This window comes from Ruegeria sp. CDSC002, from assembly GCF_059610905.1.
In genome coordinates this window covers 41,615-57,674 of the sequence record NZ_JBXWOM010000011.1, presented here as the reverse complement: position 1 = coordinate 57,674, position 16,060 = coordinate 41,615, and the positions used below count along the sequence as shown (strand labels likewise).

Annotated in this window: 11 protein-coding genes; 6 read left to right on the top strand and 5 right to left on the bottom strand. The window is 58.5% G+C overall.

Features of this window, described 5'->3' with window-relative positions; all coding sequences use genetic code 11:
• Window positions 1–12: 12 nt before the first annotated feature.
• The 3 genes from fdhF to AC2FJE_RS18640 all read left to right on the top strand — a co-directional run bounded on the left by fdhF (window position 13) and on the right by AC2FJE_RS18640 (window position 4,219).
• Complete coding sequence (gene fdhF / locus AC2FJE_RS18650) at window positions 13–2,796, top strand: formate dehydrogenase subunit alpha (RefSeq protein WP_496757572.1); 2,784 nt, start codon at window positions 13–15, stop codon at window positions 2,794–2,796.
• Between the two features lie 111 nt (window positions 2,797–2,907).
• Entirely contained in the window at window positions 2,908–3,714 is an 807-nt protein-coding gene (locus AC2FJE_RS18645; protein WP_472724266.1) for a cyclase family protein, read from the top strand.
• Window positions 3,698–4,219, top strand: coding sequence for a thioesterase family protein (locus AC2FJE_RS18640; protein WP_496706820.1), 522 nt, complete (start codon window positions 3,698–3,700; stop codon window positions 4,217–4,219). Before AC2FJE_RS18645 ends, AC2FJE_RS18640 begins: the two co-directional genes overlap by 17 nt.
• A 12-nt stretch (window positions 4,220–4,231) precedes the next feature.
• Here the strand turns inward: AC2FJE_RS18640 and AC2FJE_RS18635 are convergent, their stop codons facing one another.
• From AC2FJE_RS18635 to AC2FJE_RS18625, 3 genes are all read right to left on the bottom strand, one after another.
• Window positions 4,232–8,311, bottom strand: coding sequence for a translocation/assembly module TamB domain-containing protein (locus tag AC2FJE_RS18635; protein ID WP_496761285.1), 4,080 nt, complete (start codon window positions 8,309–8,311; stop codon window positions 4,232–4,234).
• Window positions 8,308–10,056 (bottom strand): autotransporter assembly complex protein TamA, encoded by a 1,749-nt coding sequence (locus AC2FJE_RS18630; RefSeq protein ID WP_496761284.1) that lies wholly within the window; start codon window positions 10,054–10,056, stop codon window positions 8,308–8,310. The genes AC2FJE_RS18635 and AC2FJE_RS18630 overlap by 4 nt, the downstream gene beginning before the upstream one ends.
• Before the next feature lie 215 nt (window positions 10,057–10,271).
• Window positions 10,272–11,495 (bottom strand): urate hydroxylase PuuD, encoded by a 1,224-nt coding sequence (locus tag AC2FJE_RS18625; protein ID WP_113791601.1) that lies wholly within the window; start codon window positions 11,493–11,495, stop codon window positions 10,272–10,274.
• Window positions 11,496–11,591: 96 nt separating this feature from the next.
• On the opposite strand from AC2FJE_RS18625, the gene AC2FJE_RS18620 reads away from it, so the two are divergent.
• The gene (locus AC2FJE_RS18620) at window positions 11,592–12,515 is read left to right on the top strand and encodes a LysR family transcriptional regulator (protein WP_058273241.1); all 924 of its coding nucleotides are present in this window, start codon (window positions 11,592–11,594) and stop codon (window positions 12,513–12,515) included.
• Window positions 12,516–12,548: 33 nt separating this feature from the next.
• Here AC2FJE_RS18620 and uraH read toward each other — a convergent pair whose 3' ends face one another.
• Window positions 12,549–12,905 carry a hydroxyisourate hydrolase gene (gene uraH, locus AC2FJE_RS18615; RefSeq protein WP_058273190.1) on the bottom strand — a complete coding sequence of 119 codons (357 nt, stop codon included), beginning with the start codon at window positions 12,903–12,905 and terminating at the stop codon, window positions 12,549–12,551.
• A 161-nt stretch (window positions 12,906–13,066) separates the two neighbouring features.
• Between uraH and puuE the strand changes: the two genes are divergently transcribed.
• Both puuE and AC2FJE_RS18605 read left to right on the top strand, forming a co-directional pair.
• Window positions 13,067–14,485, top strand: coding sequence for an allantoinase PuuE (puuE, locus tag AC2FJE_RS18610; protein ID WP_496757564.1), 1,419 nt, complete (start codon window positions 13,067–13,069; stop codon window positions 14,483–14,485).
• Entirely contained in the window at window positions 14,482–14,970 is a 489-nt protein-coding gene (locus AC2FJE_RS18605; protein ID WP_496757562.1) for an ureidoglycolate lyase, read from the top strand. The genes puuE and AC2FJE_RS18605 overlap by 4 nt, the downstream gene beginning before the upstream one ends.
• Window positions 14,971–15,064: 94 nt before the next feature.
• Here AC2FJE_RS18605 and AC2FJE_RS18600 read toward each other — a convergent pair whose 3' ends face one another.
• Complete coding sequence (locus AC2FJE_RS18600) at window positions 15,065–16,051, bottom strand: type I glyceraldehyde-3-phosphate dehydrogenase (RefSeq protein ID WP_496757560.1); 987 nt, start codon at window positions 16,049–16,051, stop codon at window positions 15,065–15,067.
• Window positions 16,052–16,060: the final 9 nt, after the last annotated feature.

Genomic DNA, 16,060 nt, shown 5'->3' with positions numbered 1-16,060 from the left:
GGAGACAGAGCCATGCTTGATGCAAGCCCAACCAAGACCGTCACCTTCAACCTGAACGGCGATGATGTCACCGTGCCCGAGGGCTGGACCATCTGGGAAGCCGCCAAGGGGCAGGGGTTCACGATCCCGCACTTATGTCACAAGCCTCAACCCGGCTATAAACCGGATGGCAACTGTCGCGCCTGTATGGTCGAGGTGGAGGGCGAGCGCACTCTGGTCGCCTCGTGCATCCGTCCGGCTGCGGACGGAATGGTGGTAAAAACCGATAGTGATCGGGCCGAGAAATCGCGCGCAATAGTCATGGAATTGCTGGTCGCCGACCAACCCGAGGAGGCGCACGATAAATCTAGCCACTTCTGGGATATGGCCAAGCTGAACGATGTCAGCGACAGTCGCTTCCCGGCGAAAGAGGCCGAGAAGATCCCTCTGCTGGATGACAGCCACGTTGCGATGCGCGTCAATCTGGACGCTTGCATCAACTGCAACCTCTGTGTCCGTGCTTGTCGCGACGTGCAGGTGAATGACGTGATCGGCATGGCCGGTCGCGGACACACCGCGCAGGTGGTGTTTGACCAGAACGACCCGATGGGGGATTCGACCTGTGTCGCCTGTGGTGAATGTGTTCAAGCCTGCCCGACCGGTGCGTTGATGCCAGCCACTGTGTTGGACGAAAAGCAGCAGGGCGACAGCAAAGACTACGATTCCGAGACCGAAAGCGTCTGCCCGTTCTGCGGCGTCGGCTGCAAAGTCTCGCTGAAGGTCAAGGACGGCAAGGTCAAGTACGTCGAGGGCATCAACGGCCCGGCCAACGAAGGCCGCTTATGCGTCAAAGGCCGCTTTGGTTTCGACTATATCCACCACCCACACCGCCTGACCAAACCGCTGATCCGGCGTGAGGATGCGCCTGCAAAAGGGTTGAATGTCGATCCGGGCAATCTGGGCACTCATTTCCGCGAGACGACTTGGGAAGAGGCAATGGATCTGGCGGCCACCAAGCTGAAGGCGCTGCGTGATGAAGATCCGCGCAACGTTGCTGGCTTTGGTTCGGCCAAATGCACCAACGAAGAAGCTTATCTTTTCCAGAAGTTCATTCGTCAGGGCTTCAAGCACAACAACGTCGACCACTGCACCCGTCTGTGCCATGCCTCGTCCGTGGCGGCGCTGATCGAGAACGTGGGCTCAGGCGCGGTGACGGCCACCTTTAACGAGGTCGAGAACTCGGATGTGGTTATCATCATCGGGGCCAACCCAATCGAAAACCACCCCGTGGCGGCAACCTACTTCAAGCAGTTCACCAAGCGCGGTGGCAAGCTGATCGTGATGGACCCGCGCGGCGTCGGTATGCGCAAGTTCGCAGACGAAATGCTGCAGTTCCGCCCCGGTGCCGATGTTTCGATGCTCAACGCGATCATGAACGTGATCGTCGAAGAGGAACTGTACGACAGCCAGTACATCCACCGCTGGACCGAGAACTGGGAAGCCGAAAAAGAGCATCTGCGCGCCTTCACGCCCGAGGCAATGGCGCCCATTTGTGGCATTGAGCCAGAACAGCTGCGCCGTGTCGCGCGTACCTTCGCGCAGGCTAAGGCTGGTCTGATCTTCTGGGGTATGGGCGTCAGTCAGCACATTCACGGCACCGATAACTCGCGATGCCTGATCTCGCTGGCATTGATGACCGGCAATGTTGGTAAACCCGGCGCGGGTCTGCACCCGCTGCGTGGCCAGAACAACGTGCAGGGCGCGTCTGACGCGGGTCTGATCCCGATGTTCCTGCCAGATTATCAGTCGGTAATGGATGACGGCATTCGGGCCAAATTCAACAACGTCTGGAACTCGGACGACTTCTCTAACGAGAAGGGCCTGACCGTCACCGAGATCATTGATCAGGCCTACGCGGGTAACATCAAGGGCATGTATATTCAGGGTGAAAACCCGGCTATGTCCGACCCTGATGTTGGTCACGCACGGGAAGCTTTGGCAAAGTTGGAGCTGATGATCGTGCAGGATATTTTCCTGACCGAAACGGCCAACTATGCCGACATCATCCTGCCTGCCTCGGCGTTGTATGAAAAGAACGGCACCGTGTCGAACACCAACCGTCAGGTTCAGCGTGTGCGTCCGGCTGTGGCACCTCCGGGTGAGGCGCGTGAGGACTGGAAAATCACCGTTGAGCTTGCGCAGCGCATCGGGCTGAACTGGGATTACACCGATGTAAGCCAGGTGTTTGATGAGATGAAACTGACCATGGCGTCACTCGACAACATCACCTGGGAGCGGCTTGAGACCGAGACGATCACCTATCCGTCGCTCAGTGAAACCGATCCGGGACAGGCGATCGTGTTCGGTGATGGCTTCCCGCGGACAGACGGACGGGCCAAGTTCACCCCGGCCAGTGTCATCCCGCCGGATGAAGCGCCGGATGAGGAATACCCGATGATTGCAACAACCGGCCGTCAGCTGGAACACTGGCACACCGGGTCGATGACTCGCCGGTCCAACGTTCTGGATGCTGTGGAACCGGAAGCAAACTGTTCGATGAACCCGCGCCAGCTGAAGCTGATGGGGATCGAGCCGGGCGAAATGATCCGTCTCACCACCCGTCGTGGCTCGATCGAGATCATGGTTCGAGCCGACCGGGCGATCGCCGAAGATATGGTGTTCATCCCGTTCGCCTATGTCGAGGCGGCGGCGAACATTCTGACCAACTCGGCCATCGACCCTTACGGCAAGATCCCCGAGTTCAAGTTCTCGGCCATTCGCGTCGAAAAGATCGAAGACGCCATCGCGGCCGAGTGAATCCGTCACATACAGTCTTGGAAAGGCGGCCCATTGGGTCGCCTTTTTCTTTCCTTGACAGCAGCTTACCTGCGGCCAACCCTGTCACCGTTCTTGGTGGAGGAGTTTTACATGGCGCGCCGCTTCGTCGATCTGTCAGTTCCGTTGGAAACCGGCATCGTGTCGGATCCGCCGATCATGTTACCCGAAATCGAATATCTGGCCCATGACCAGACCGCCGAACAAGTCATGTCCTTTTTTCCGGGCCTGCAGAAAGATGACCTGCCCGGCGGTGAGGGCTGGGCCATCGAACGCCTTCAGATCGCCACGCACAATGGCACCCATCTGGACGCGCCTTACCATCACCATTCGACCATGAACAAAGGTGAGAGGGCGATCACCATCGACGAGGTGCCGCTGGAATGGTGCATGAACCCCGGCGTGAAACTGGATTTTCGCCATTTCGACGATGGTTATGTGGCGACCGCTGCCGATGTCGAAGCCGAATTGAAACGGATTGGTCACGAATTGCAGCCGCTGGATATCGTCGTCGTGAATACCTCGGCTGGCACGCGTTATGGGCATCCGGACTATCTGGCCAAAGGATGCGGCATAGGGCGCGAAGCAACGCTGTATTTGACCAAACGCGGGGTTCGCGTGACAGGAACTGACGCCTGGAGCTGGGACGCACCGTTTCCATTGACCGCGCAGGAATATGCTGAAACGCAAGATGCATCGATTATATGGGAAGGGCACCGGGCCTCGATGGAGGTTGGCTATTGTCACATGGAAAAACTGACGAACCTTGAAACCTTGCCGCCGACTGGGTTCGAGATTTCCTGTTTCCCGTTCAAGATCAAAGGGGCTTCAGCTGGATTCATCCGCGCGGTTGCGATCTTTGAGACCCAAGAAGGAGCACTTGATGCAATTGACGCCTGAAGCGCTGGCCGGACATGACGGACCCTATGATGCCCCGCTTGTATTCCGCGGGTTCAAGGCGCGCGCCGAGTGGATCGACTATAACGGTCACATGAACGTGGGCTATTACGGCGTCGCCTTCGACAATGCGCTGGAGCTATTGATGGTGGATCACCTTGGGCTGGGTGAGGCGCAGGTCAATGCGATGGGGCAGGGACCTTACATTTTGCAATCCCACATGAATTTTCTACGCGAAGTACTGGAAGGTGAGGCCTTCAGCATCCGGTTTCGGATGCTGGACGCAGATCACAAACGTGGCCACTATTTTGCGCAGATGGTGTCTGAAAAAGACGGTGCTATCTGCGCCACTCAGGAAGCGTTGTTCATGAATGTCAGCCATACGACCGGCCGGTCGGTTCCCTATCCGGACTGGGCCGTCGCGCGTCTTCGGAGCATGGTGAGGGATCATGCGGCGATCGACCCGGCCCCAGAGGTCGGCCACCCGATAGGCATCCGCAGAAAGTGAACTGAGGCCTGCTTAGTAGTCGCGCGAAAAGAAGACCCCAACACCGGTCTCACCCCGTCCATCTACAGTGCCTTTCACGGTGAAACTGTCGGTAACGTCCAGGTTCAGGTTCACCTCGGTGTCGCCTTCTGTGTTGACGGTGAAATCGGTGTAGAGGTTGTCGCTCAGATACGCCCCGGCGCCGAGCCGGCCCGCGCCACCGTCGGACACGCCGATGTCCACGGTGTCGACGCCCGTAGACTCGCGCAGGCCTTTGGTCGCGTCTCCGCCAGCGCCGCTGAGTTGTGCCAGCGAGGCCGCCATCTGAGCGATTACGAACGGTGACAACTCTGAGAAGCGATTACCGAACAACAGCATTGCCAGCGCTTCCTCGGCCGGACGCTCAGGGTCGGAAAAGACATTAACCTCAGGAGAGTCCAGTGGCCCGGCGATCTCGATCGTTGCGGTGCCATCAGAGGTGCTGGTCGAGGATTCGAACTCGATATAGGGCGTCAGGTCCCCTTGCAGCGTCACAATGCCCTTGGTCAGGGCCAGCCTGCGCCCCAGAATGTCAAAGTTACCACGGATCAGTTCGATCTGACCCGATGGGATGACCGAGGACGTGGTGCCGCCGATGTTTATTCTTCCCCCCAGCTCTGCGTTGACGCCACGCCCGCGGACAAACACGGCCTTGGGTGCCAAAAGACTGACATCCAGGGCGATACGAGAATTGCTTTTATTGCCGTCTTCCTTTTGGACGAGGCCCGCGCGTTCACGGGTCACATATCCTGACCCGCTTTCATTCACGTGCACGATGTCTGGGATAGGGGCCGCCCCCACGGCACCTGACGCGGCCGCGAGGTTGATATTGGTTTCGCCAAACGTGATCTGTCCAGCGATCGAGCTGTTACCCGCCAGCGCCCCGGTCATCGCAATTTGCCCGTTCAGCGTGGTTTCATACAGCAACTGATCGGTCAGTACGAGGCTGTTGAGGGCAGTCGTGATATTGGCATTGAACGGTGGTGAAAGGTCTACAGGCCCGCTGACGGTAAAATTACCGCCGGCCCGTGGGCCGCCGCTCAGGGAAATCGTGGCGCGGCTATTTGCAAGTTGGACCGATCCGCTGATGCCGGTGATCGTCTGTCCCGCGCCGGGGATTGCCAGCGACGTACCTGACGTGGTGATTGATCCGGACAAGGATTCCAGTGCGGGTTTGCCCGACAGGGTCAGGTCATAGCGAGCGCTGCCGTCAATCTTGTTGGGCGTGATAAAGATATTGGCAATGCCAAGATTGACGCCACCAACGGCTTTCATGTCCGCTTCTCCGGTGCTTTCGTCGAAGGCACCAGAGACTTTGCCGCTAATCTCCGCAGGTCCGTCGGCCTGGGCGTCGATTGTCCAGACACCCTTGTTGCGTTTGGCGCTGCCTTTGGCGGCCACTGTACCCGGAAACTCAGGTACAAAACGCTCGATCCGGTTGAATTTGGCGTCAAAGTCCAGATCTGCTGACCCATCGCTGTCCACCGTCCCGGCAAGCTTGGCGTATGAGCTGTCGGGGCCATTCAGGTTGACCGTGCCTTCCACGCCCTTGGATGTCGGGGCAATGTTTCCATCCAACGTCAGTGGACCGGACATCGTGTTCAACACCCGCGCCAGATCGTCCAATTTGACCGAGAAATCCAGCCCGCCCGCTTGACGGTCCAGCTTGCCCGAAGCCGTCGCGGTTATGGCCGTTCCGTTCAGGCGGAACGTTTGAATGCTAAGGCCATCTTCCCCATTCTGTGCGTCTACGGACAGGGTCGTCTGGCCCTGAATCAGTTTGTCCACGGCCTCAATGCCGGTTTGGATGTTGTTGGCATCGAGGTTGCCCTGAACATCGAATGCCCGGGTGGACAGGGTACCGTTGCCTTGCACGTTTGCTGCGACCGAACCGGCAAGATCACGCCCGGCCAACCCGGAAAACAGGGACAGGTCCGGCACATTCAATTGCGCTTGGCCATCTGCCGACAGATCTCCGGTGGGATCGTCTACAACCGCTTGTACTTGCGCAGTGAGGGCGCGCCCATTCACCGAAGCGCTGCGGATATCGATACTGTCTTCGGTTCTTGCACCGTCCCATTCGATCTCGGTTCTGCCGGTCAGCAGAGGGTCGATATCGGCCATACCAGTCTTGATGTTCTGACCTATCACGCTGGCCGTGCCGTCAAATTCCAGCGTTTGTACCGTGCCTGTACCGTTCACGGTCGCCTGTAGGGAACCGCCAAGGTCGCGTTTTGCCAAGCCAGAGAAGACCGACAAATCCGATGCGTTGACCCGGGCCTGCCCATCAATGGTCAGGTTGCCGCCGGGCGTCGTCACAACTCCGCTGGCCACGGCTTTGGCGGCCTCACTGTCCAGATCGAATTCACGGATAGTTATGCCGTCTGTGCCGCGGCTTGCGTCCAGAGTGATCGTGGTCTCTCCGGTGATAACCGGGTCGATATCGTCACGGCCAGTAGACAAGTCGCGGCCCTGAACCATGACTTTGCCGTCAAAGCTGCGTTCCAGCGGTGAACCTTTTCCGGTCACGCTGGCCGAGACCTGCCCGCCAAGGTCCAGCTTGGCAAGGTCCGAAAAACGCGACAGGTCAGTTGCGTCCAGCTTGGCCGTACCGTCGACCGTCAAGCCGCTGGTCAGACCTGAGATCAGCGCGTCCAGCGCCAGCGTGTAGTCAGAGCCCACAAGCTCGAACCCCGAAAGGTTCAGTGACTGGTCGCTGCTATAGTCGAACTGGCCATCAAGCGTGATGCGATCGCCCAAAGCCGTGGTAAGCGCGTCATCGGCCATCTCTATTCCGCCGACCGCGATTTGAACGTCGCCATCGACGGTCAGAACCTCGCCCTGGTCCAGGGTGCCTTGTGCGGTGATCCGGGCATCACCCAGCTTGGCCTGCGGGGACGCGAATTCGTTTGCCGTCAGGCTCAGATCCCAAAGGTTGCCGTTCTGGCGGTCAAACAGTGCCGACACCTGCGCCGCCTTGATAGAAGTATCGCCCCCCGCGACCGGAAGAACGACGGCTTCGCCATCCGGCGGAGTGATGCGCCCTTGCAGGGCCGCCAGTTGCAATTCACCACCTTCGGCCAATTGAAGCTCACCCTTCAGATCCAGTGCCTGCGTGGTGAGTTCCAAATCCGAGATGTCCAGCGCGCCCTCGGGCTTGGTCTGGCCATCGACATAAAGCCGTGATTTTGGGCCGAAGAACGGATCGATGTCCTCCCCCAGAAAGGGTGTCAGATCGCCGTTCAGATCAGCGGTGAACGCAATACTGTCCGCTGCGCCACCCTCGGCCGCCTGCAGCTGAACCTGCCCGGTAACGCGCATCTGGTTGTCGCTGCTCAGCCCGATATCAGCGGTGAAATCCGACAGCGGGCCCGCGCCTTTGGCCGTCAGGCCGATCGGCGGGCTGTCAGGGATTTTCAATGCGGTTGAAATCAGACCACCAGAGGCTTCGTTCACTTGCAAATCCAGATTGATCTCACTTGTAGAGTTCTGGAAACCTGCGGCCAGCTTGATCTCATCCCCTGCGCGGTCCAGTCGGATCACGTCCAGATTGGTGTCCAGCGCCCCATCTGCCAGCGACAGGTTGCCTGTCACGCTCAGATCAGCGGCGACACCGATCAATGGCTCACCAAGAGACAGTTCATCCACTCGAATTTCACCGATTTCGACGGAAACTGGCAGTTCGGGCAGTTGAAAAGGTTGCGTTTCCGCCGAAGCAGGTGGTTCTTCCTTGGTCGTTGTGCCCGGCGCACGGGAAATATCGATTTCCTGCGCGGTCAGTGAGTTGACCGAAAATCGGCCGCGGATCAGCGCCAGACGGTTCCAGTCGAGTTCGGCGTCCTTGATGGTCAGCCAAACACCTTCATCATCGGCAACTGTGATCTCTTCAATCGTCGCGCGCGCGCTCAGCGCGCCTTGCAGGCCCTTAACGGTCACGTTTTGGTCGTCGCCAGAGAGCGTATCCTGCAGGAAGTTCTCCAGCATGCTGCCGCCTTCCTCCTGCGCGGCAAGTGGCAGAGGGGCAGACAGCATCAGCCCCGAAAACAATAACGGATATGCGCGACGTCCAATCAAAATGCCTGTCCGATCCCGATATAAAACTGCAAGCCGTCGCCGGTGTCACCCTGCACTGGAACGGCCAGATCCAGCCGCAACGGACCAAATCCGCCCAGATCATACCGGACCCCAAGCCCGGCACCCGCGTGATATTCTGCGCCGCTGCCGATGAATGAGGATGTGTCCACCGTACCGTAGTCATAAAACCCGACCAGAGATATGGCTTCGGTGACTTTGCCGCGCACCTCCGCGGAAAGACCAAGGAAAGATTTGCCGCCTGCGATCCCGGTGCCGACAGGGATGCCAAGACTCTCGTAGGGTTGGCCCCGAACCGTTCCGGCACCGCCCGAGAAAAACAGGAAGTCTGGTGTTACACCGTCCGGCGACGGCCCGAGCACTGATCCCAGCTGTACGCGACCGGCCAGAACCAGCCGTCCGCCGGTGCCGAGGCTGGTATAGCCGCGTCCATCAAAAAACATGCGTATGCCGCTTTCGGTTTCAGACAGACCAGCAAAGGGCGTGATCTGCGCGTCCAGATAAAAGCCGCGCGTTGCGCTGACCTTACTGTCGCGCTCGTCCCATTCCGAACGCAAGGGAAGGATGAAATATCGGAACCTGCGGTCATCGCCATAGGCGTCGTCCGCGCTGGACCACTGAAACCCAGCTGAGGCTTCGGCATATAGCCGATCAGAGAACGTGCGCCGGGCACCGTAGGCCAGCGACGCAACGGTGACGTTGTAGTTTTCTGTGTTGCGCCGTTCCAGAAGCGCGTTCCAGAAAGTGTTGTCATCGGGACCAAGCCGGTCGGGCTGATCCAGACGCAAGCCGATCCGGCCGTCGATATCCTCAGCACCACCGATATTACGGACTGCCGCCTCGAACCGCAGGCGTTCGGCACGCCGGAATACGTTGCGATGCGTCCAGGTCGCGGTCACGTCTACCCCGTCGCGCGACGCGATCTCGGCGCCAAAGGTCAGTCGGCGCTTGGGTAAATCTTCAAACGTCGCGTCGAAATCCAATGTGCCGTCCGGGTTCGGAGTGTCCCTCTCTTCAATCGAAACAACGTTGAAGGTCCCGGTCCGCCGTAACCGTGTGCCGACTTTCTGGATTTTCTCGGGCGAATACACCTCACCCGCCGGAAAACCGGCGATCTTTTCGATTGACCGGTGGCGCACATCGGTGTCGCCCTTGATGATCATTTTGCCAAATCTCAGGCGCGGACCGGGGGTTAGGTCGATCTCGGCATCCAGCTTGGCCTCGGCATGGCGGGCAATGACTTTCTGGCCTTCAACTTCGGCCTTGGCATGACCCGCGTTGCGCCAACCCTGCACGCCAGCTGACGCGGCTTGTTGGATCGCGCCGGTGGTCGCGAGTTTGCCGACCGCAAACTGCTCGGGCAGAACTGTTTCGGGCGTTATCGGTTGTACGATGGCTTCGCCAAAGGTGAACTTGGGGCCGGTGTTGACCGTGATTACCGCGCTATTGATCTGCGCTGGTACGCTGAGCGAGCTGATCTCAGCTGCTTCTTTTCCGTCCAGTTTGATGCTTACGACTGGGCTGAAATACCCTTCGTCATAAAGAATTTGGACTAGAGTGCGATAATCCGAAAGCGCCGCCGACAAGATCTCAAGCGGCGTGTCCAGCCCGCGAGATTCGGCCGTCGTAACCGAGGAGGTTTCCTCCATCCGCTCGACAAGCTCTTTTGAAGCACCCGGAGCTGTTAAGGTGGTTTCCAGCGCGGCCAATGCGGTCGGCAGGGTCATTGCAATCGCGCCGAGAAGGCATCTCTTTAAAAAGGCGCGCGGCCTGCTCCCCGGCATCTGATAGCTCCAACTGCCCCAACTCGAAATCACATTTGCCGTTTTTTGCAAAGCAACGGCTGATTACATTCATGTTAGAGCATCAGAGTCCTTGCAGGAAAAGACTAAATCCAGCGTCGCCTGAATTTTGCGACCTGTGTGATTGATCGGTCTCGGGATCAGGAACCTGCGTTGCGAAACCAGCGGATGATTGCCTCTCGGTCCTCGGGCTCCATGTAGGTGACGTTTGCGGGGGGCATCGCATGGCTGACCCCAGCCTGCAGATAGATTTGCTGGGCGTTGCGGGCAATGTCGCCTTCAGTTTCCAGCAATACGCCCTTTGGCGCCCACAAAATGCCCTCCCACACCGGTTCGCGTGCGTGGCACATCGAACAGCGTCCAAGAACGACGTCATGGGCCTCTTCAAAGCCATCCGCGGCAGCATATTTCTGTTCAAACGGTGTCAGTGGCTGTGCTTCGGCCTCTTCCAGGGGTTTGTACATGGGGGCGGTAGACAACCACATGATTGCGATGAACAGCAACGCGGTGACCAGCCATGTCCAGGTCGGATCGCCTGCCCGTGCGTGGCGCGTGTTGAAGTAGTGTCGGATGGTCACGCCCATCAGGAAGACCAGAGCCGCAATGATCCAATTGTATTCCGTCGCAAAGGCCAGCGGGTAGTGGTTCGACAGCATCAGGAACACCACCGGCAACGTCAGGTAGTTGTTATGCGTCGATCGCAGCTTGGCGATCTTGCCGTATTTTGGGTCAGGTGTGCGGCCGTTCTTCAGATCGTCAACCACAATGCGTTGGTTCGGCATGATGATGAAGAACACGTTGGCTGTCATGATCGTGGCCGTGAACGCACCCAGATGCAGCATCATGGCGCGACCGGTGAAAACCTGATTGTACCCCCAGCCCATCACCACCAGTAGGACGAACAGCAGCACCATCAGCAGGGTCGGACGTTCGCCCAAACCCGATTTGCACAAGAAGTCATAGATCAGCCAACCAACTGTCAGCGAGGCGGCCGAGATCAGAATGCCTTGCCACAGCGCCAGATCGGCTTTTTGTGCGTCGATCAGATAAAGCTCTCCGCCCACCCAGTACACGATCATCAGCAACCCGGCCCCGCTGAGCCAGGTCGCGTAGCTTTCCCATTTGAACCAAACCAGGTGTTCCGGCATCCGTTCGGGCGCAACTAGGTATTTCTGAATGTGGTAAAAGCCGCCGCCATGTACTTGCCATTCCTCGCCATCCGCCGGGCCGGGGATGTCGCGGTTCAGACCAAGGTCCAGTGCGATGAAATAAAATGAGGATCCGATCCAGGCAATGGCGGTAATAACGTGCAGCCAGCGCACGGCAAAAGCCATCCAGTCCCAGAACACGGCGAAGTCGTACATGAGAAAGCTCTCCGATTGGTTGCCGTCACACTAGGCAAAGGGCACTTTCTTCGGTATTCCCTGATATTGTCAAACTGTATCAAAAAAAACGAAAAGATGTCCTATCTAGACAACATCCGTACCTTTGTCAGGGTTTATGACCTTGGCAGCATGTCCGCTGCTGGGCGAGACCTGCGAATCTCGCCTGCGGTGACGTCGGCGCGGATATCTCAGCTTGAAGATCATCTGGGCGTGCGCCTGTTTCAAAGAACGACGCGCAACCTCAGCCCGACAGAGCAGGGGCGGGCATTCTATCCCGGTGCTGTGGCCGTTCTGGATGCGGTGGACGATGCCGAAGCGCAGGTCGTCCATCTGACCGAGGCCCCGCGGGGATCGTTGTTTGTGGCTGCTCCACTAGGGGTGGGGCGCAGGGTTTTGGCACCGCATGTGCCCGATTTTCTTGCGGAATATCCCGAGATCGACGTGCGCCTGCGGTTGACCGACAGATCCGTTGATCTGACGACCGAAGGTTTGGATCTAGCCTTTTTCATCGGCCAACCTGAAGACAGTACCCTGCGTATTCGAAAGATCGCTGACTGCCAGCGCGTGCTTTGTGCCGCTCCGGCCTATGTTGAACGCAGGGGCATGCCAGCAACGGGCGCGGACCTGGTGTCGCAGCGCCATGAATGCCTGAATCTGAGGTTTCCCGGCGCGACCGAGTTTCAGTGGCAATTGGAAACGCCTGACGGTCCCAAGCGGTTCGCAGTCTCTGGCCGGTTCGAATGTGACGACGGTGACGTGCTGACTGACTGGGCGCTGTCGGGGCAGGGGATCGCGATGAAACCGGTTTTTGAAGTGGCCGAACACCTCAGTTCGGGGCGTCTGGTCCCCGTAGCGGTCGAAACGCCGCCGGTATCTGTTCAAATGGCCTGCCTATACACACATCGCCGCCATCAGGACCCCAAGGCGCGTTTGTTCATGGATTTCATGATTGCGCGGATCGGCAAGGTCGTGCGTGGGTCGGAATCTGCTGACACATAGAGCTGCCGCTTAACGGCAACCCCATCCCGTGGTTCAACTGCCCCGGTAGGTCGAATAGCCGTAAGGGGACAGCAGCAGAGGTACATGGTAATGTGCCTCGGCATCAGACATGCCAAACCGGAGCGGCACCTGATCCAGAAACAGCGGGTCATCAGCTGCCTGGCCCGATGCGCGCAGATAGTCTCCTGCGAAGAAAACCAGCTCGTAAGTACCAGTTTTGAAAGAGTCTTGTGGCAAGATTGGGCTGTCAGTGCGCCCGTCCGAATTGGTCTCCATCTCGGCGATTTTGCGATGCGAGTTCCCCGACACCCGATAGAGTGCGATTTTCAATCCTTCAGCCGGGCAGCCGCGTGCAGTGTCCAGAACATGGGTCGTCAGATAGCCAGCCACGGGTCTCTCCTTTGATTTGTCTTTTGCTTTGTCACAGTCTGACGCAAAGTTTGAAACAGTGGAAATGCCGAAAGAACCGGAAACAGCGTTCGGATTGATTTGATAATCATCGGTGTGTTTCTGGGGTAAGGCTATTCAAAAGATCAAGAATGGAAGATGCCATGCAGCCCTCTCGCTATCCTCGTGACATGATCGGATATGGTGCCAACCCGCCAGATGCCAAATGGCCGGGCGGCGCGAAGCTGGCCGTTCAGATCGTACTGAACTACGAAGAGGGCGGTGAAAATTGCGTGCTGCACGGCGATGCCGCGTCCGAGGCGTTTCTGTCCGAAATCGTGGGGGCCGCCCAATGGCCGGCCCAGCGCCATTGGAACATGGAATCTATCTATGAGTACGGCGCGCGCGCCGGATTCTGGAGGTTGCACCGGTTGATGCAGGATCTGCCGATCACGGTCTACGGTGTCGCGACTGCTCTGGCCCGCTCGCCGGATCAGGTGGCTGCGATGAAGGCAGCGGGGTGGGAGATTGCCAGCCATGGTCTGAAATGGGTCGAACATAAAGACATGCCCGCAGATGAAGAGCGCGCACAAATTGCCGAGGCTATCCGTCTTCACACCGAGGTCGTCGGAGAACGCCCGCGTGGTTGGTACACAGGGCGCTGTTCCGAGAATACTGTTCAGTTGGTGGCAGAAGAGGGCGGATTTGCCTATGTGGCCGATACATATGCGGACGACTTGCCCTATTGGGTGCAAGCGGGTGGGCGGGATCAGTTGATCGTACCCTACACGTTGGATTGCAACGATATGCGCTTTGCCACGCCGCAGGGATTCAATGCGGGTGACCAGTTCTATTCCTACCTGAAAGACAGCTTTGATGCGCTATACGCCGAGGGCGAGGGCGGAGCGCCCAAGATGCTGTCGATCGGCTTGCACTGCCGCCTGATCGGACGACCTGGCCGGGTGATGGCGTTGAAACGTTTCCTGGAATACGCGCGCGGCTTTTCCGATGTCTGGTTTGCGACACGGTTGCAGATCGCCGAACACTGGGCGGAACACCATCCGGCGGTGCCGCATCCGAAGCCTGCTCAGATGGATCGGGACGCGTTTGTCGCGACGTATGGCGGCATCTTCGAGCATTCCGCCTGGATTGCCGAACGGGCGTATGAGCTGGAATTGGGACCGGCCAATGACACGGCAGGTGGGCTGCACAATGCACTGACCCGCATGTTCCGTTCCGCCTCTGCGGACGAAAGGATGGGTGTCCTGACCGCGCACCCGGATCTTGCCGGAAAGCTGGCGCAGGCCAAACGGCTGACGCAGGAAAGCACGTCCGAGCAGGCTTCGGCCGGGTTGGATGCCCTGACAGATGAAGAGCGTTCGATGTTCACCGGTTTGAACCAGAAATACACCGAGAAATTCGGTTTTCCGTTTATCATCGCCGTACGTGATCACGACAAAACGTCTATCCTTAAGGCGTTTCAACGGCGCATCGATCAGGATAAGGACACCGAATTCGCCGAGGCTTGCCGTCAGGTCGAGCGGATCGCCGAATTCCGGTTGCGGGACGTTTTACCCTCATGAGCGCGCAAGTCAGGACTGCGCCATTGACGGCCAAGGCATTTGCCCCGTTTGGCGATGTCATCGAAGTGACCGGTGATCCGGACAAGATCATCAATCAGGGGCAATGTGGCCGGTACCATGATCTGGCACGACTGGATTTCACAGACGGACGCGCCGGGATCAGCCTGTTCAACGCCAATTCGCGATCCTTGCCCTATCAACTGGATATGGTTGAGCGTCACCCCGAGGGCAGTCAGGCGTTCATCCCAATGACACATCAGCCTTTTCTGGTTGTCGTGGCCCCGGATGAGGGCGGGAAGCCCGGGCTTCCACAGGCGTTCGTAACCAGGCCCGGACAGGGTGTGAACTATTTTCGCGGCACATGGCATGGGGTGCTGACCCCATTGCACGGGCCCGGCTTATTCGCTGTGATTGATCGGATTGGTGAGGGGGCTAATCTAAAGGAGTTTTGGTTTGACACTCCGTTTCAGATCATAGGCGGATAGGGAACTCCCGCTCGTTCAATGCGCATCAAAGATGCTTGTGAACCGTTGGGCCAAGCAGCGCGCAGGCAAGCCCGCCCGCTGCGCCCGCGCAAATTCAGCCATCTGTCATAAGGCGGGCAACATCCAACATGCGTGCCGAAAATCCCCATTCATTGTCATACCAGCCGAAAACACGGACCTGATGTTCGCCGACCATGCGTGTTTCGGGTCCCGCTATAACCAGCGACTCTGGGCGTGTACGCAGGTCTGACGAGACCAGAGGGGAATCGGTCCAGCCCAGCACAGGCGATGTCTGGACGGCCGCGCGCAGTTCGGCTTCGAACAACCCAGGCGACATTCCGCGATCCAGCGTCACCACCAGATCAATGGCGGATACACTGGCCGTCGGGACCCGAACAGCAGCGCCCGAGATGCGGCCGGCCAAATGCGGCATGACTTCGTCGATCAGATGAGTGGCGCTTGACGTGGTCGGCACCATAGACAGCGCGCCCGCGCGCGAACGGGCCAAATCGCCGCGTGGCGCGTCCACCATAGGCTGGCTGTTCGTATAGCAGTGAATTGTTGTCATATGGGCTGACGCAATCCCGCCAATCTGGTCCAGCACTTTGACCAAGGGCGCAAGCCCGTTGGTTGTGCAAGACGCGTTGGACACGATGCGAGCATTGCCCAACTGATCTTCGTTGGCACCCAGAACAATAGTGATTTCGGTCGCGGGCGAGGGACCAGAGATCAGCACCTTGCGGGCCCCGGCGGTCAGTCCCTGACTGGCCACATCCGAGGTACGAGCAACGCCAGTGCAATCCATAAGAACGTCGACATCCGACAGATCGACATGTGCCAGATTGGGGCTGTGTGTCATAGGGATTGTGTGCCCATCGACGACGATCGCCGCGTCGCCCTGTTCTACTGCTCCGGCGTAGGGGCCAAAGGTGCTGTCATATTTGAACAGGTAGGCGCAGGTCTCAAGCGGGGCGATGTCGTTGATCAGAACCAGCTCAATATCTGTATCCTGCGGCAAAGCCAGCAGCTGCCGCAGGATTGTGCGGCCAATACGGCCGAATCCGTTGATTGCAAGTTTCATGCGCAAGCT

Excerpts from the sequence above, each read along its gene's own strand:
- AC2FJE_RS18620 (WP_058273241.1), top strand. The coding sequence starts at position 11,592 with ATGTCCTATCTAGACAACATCCGTACCTTTGTCAGGGTTTATGACCTT.
- AC2FJE_RS18600 (WP_496757560.1), bottom strand. The coding sequence starts at position 16,051 with ATGAAACTTGCAATCAACGGATTCGGCCGTATTGGCCGCACAATCCTG.
- AC2FJE_RS18640 (WP_496706820.1), top strand. The coding sequence starts at position 3,698 with ATGCAATTGACGCCTGAAGCGCTGGCCGGACATGACGGACCCTATGAT.
- AC2FJE_RS18630 (WP_496761284.1), bottom strand. The coding sequence starts at position 10,056 with ATGACCCTGCCGACCGCATTGGCCGCGCTGGAAACCACCTTAACAGCT.
- puuE (WP_496757564.1), top strand. The coding sequence starts at position 13,067 with ATGCAGCCCTCTCGCTATCCTCGTGACATGATCGGATATGGTGCCAAC.
- AC2FJE_RS18625 (WP_113791601.1), bottom strand. The coding sequence starts at position 11,495 with ATGTACGACTTCGCCGTGTTCTGGGACTGGATGGCTTTTGCCGTGCGC.
- AC2FJE_RS18645 (WP_472724266.1), top strand. The coding sequence starts at position 2,908 with ATGGCGCGCCGCTTCGTCGATCTGTCAGTTCCGTTGGAAACCGGCATC.
- AC2FJE_RS18605 (WP_496757562.1), top strand. The coding sequence starts at position 14,482 with ATGAGCGCGCAAGTCAGGACTGCGCCATTGACGGCCAAGGCATTTGCC.
- fdhF (WP_496757572.1), top strand. The coding sequence starts at position 13 with ATGCTTGATGCAAGCCCAACCAAGACCGTCACCTTCAACCTGAACGGC.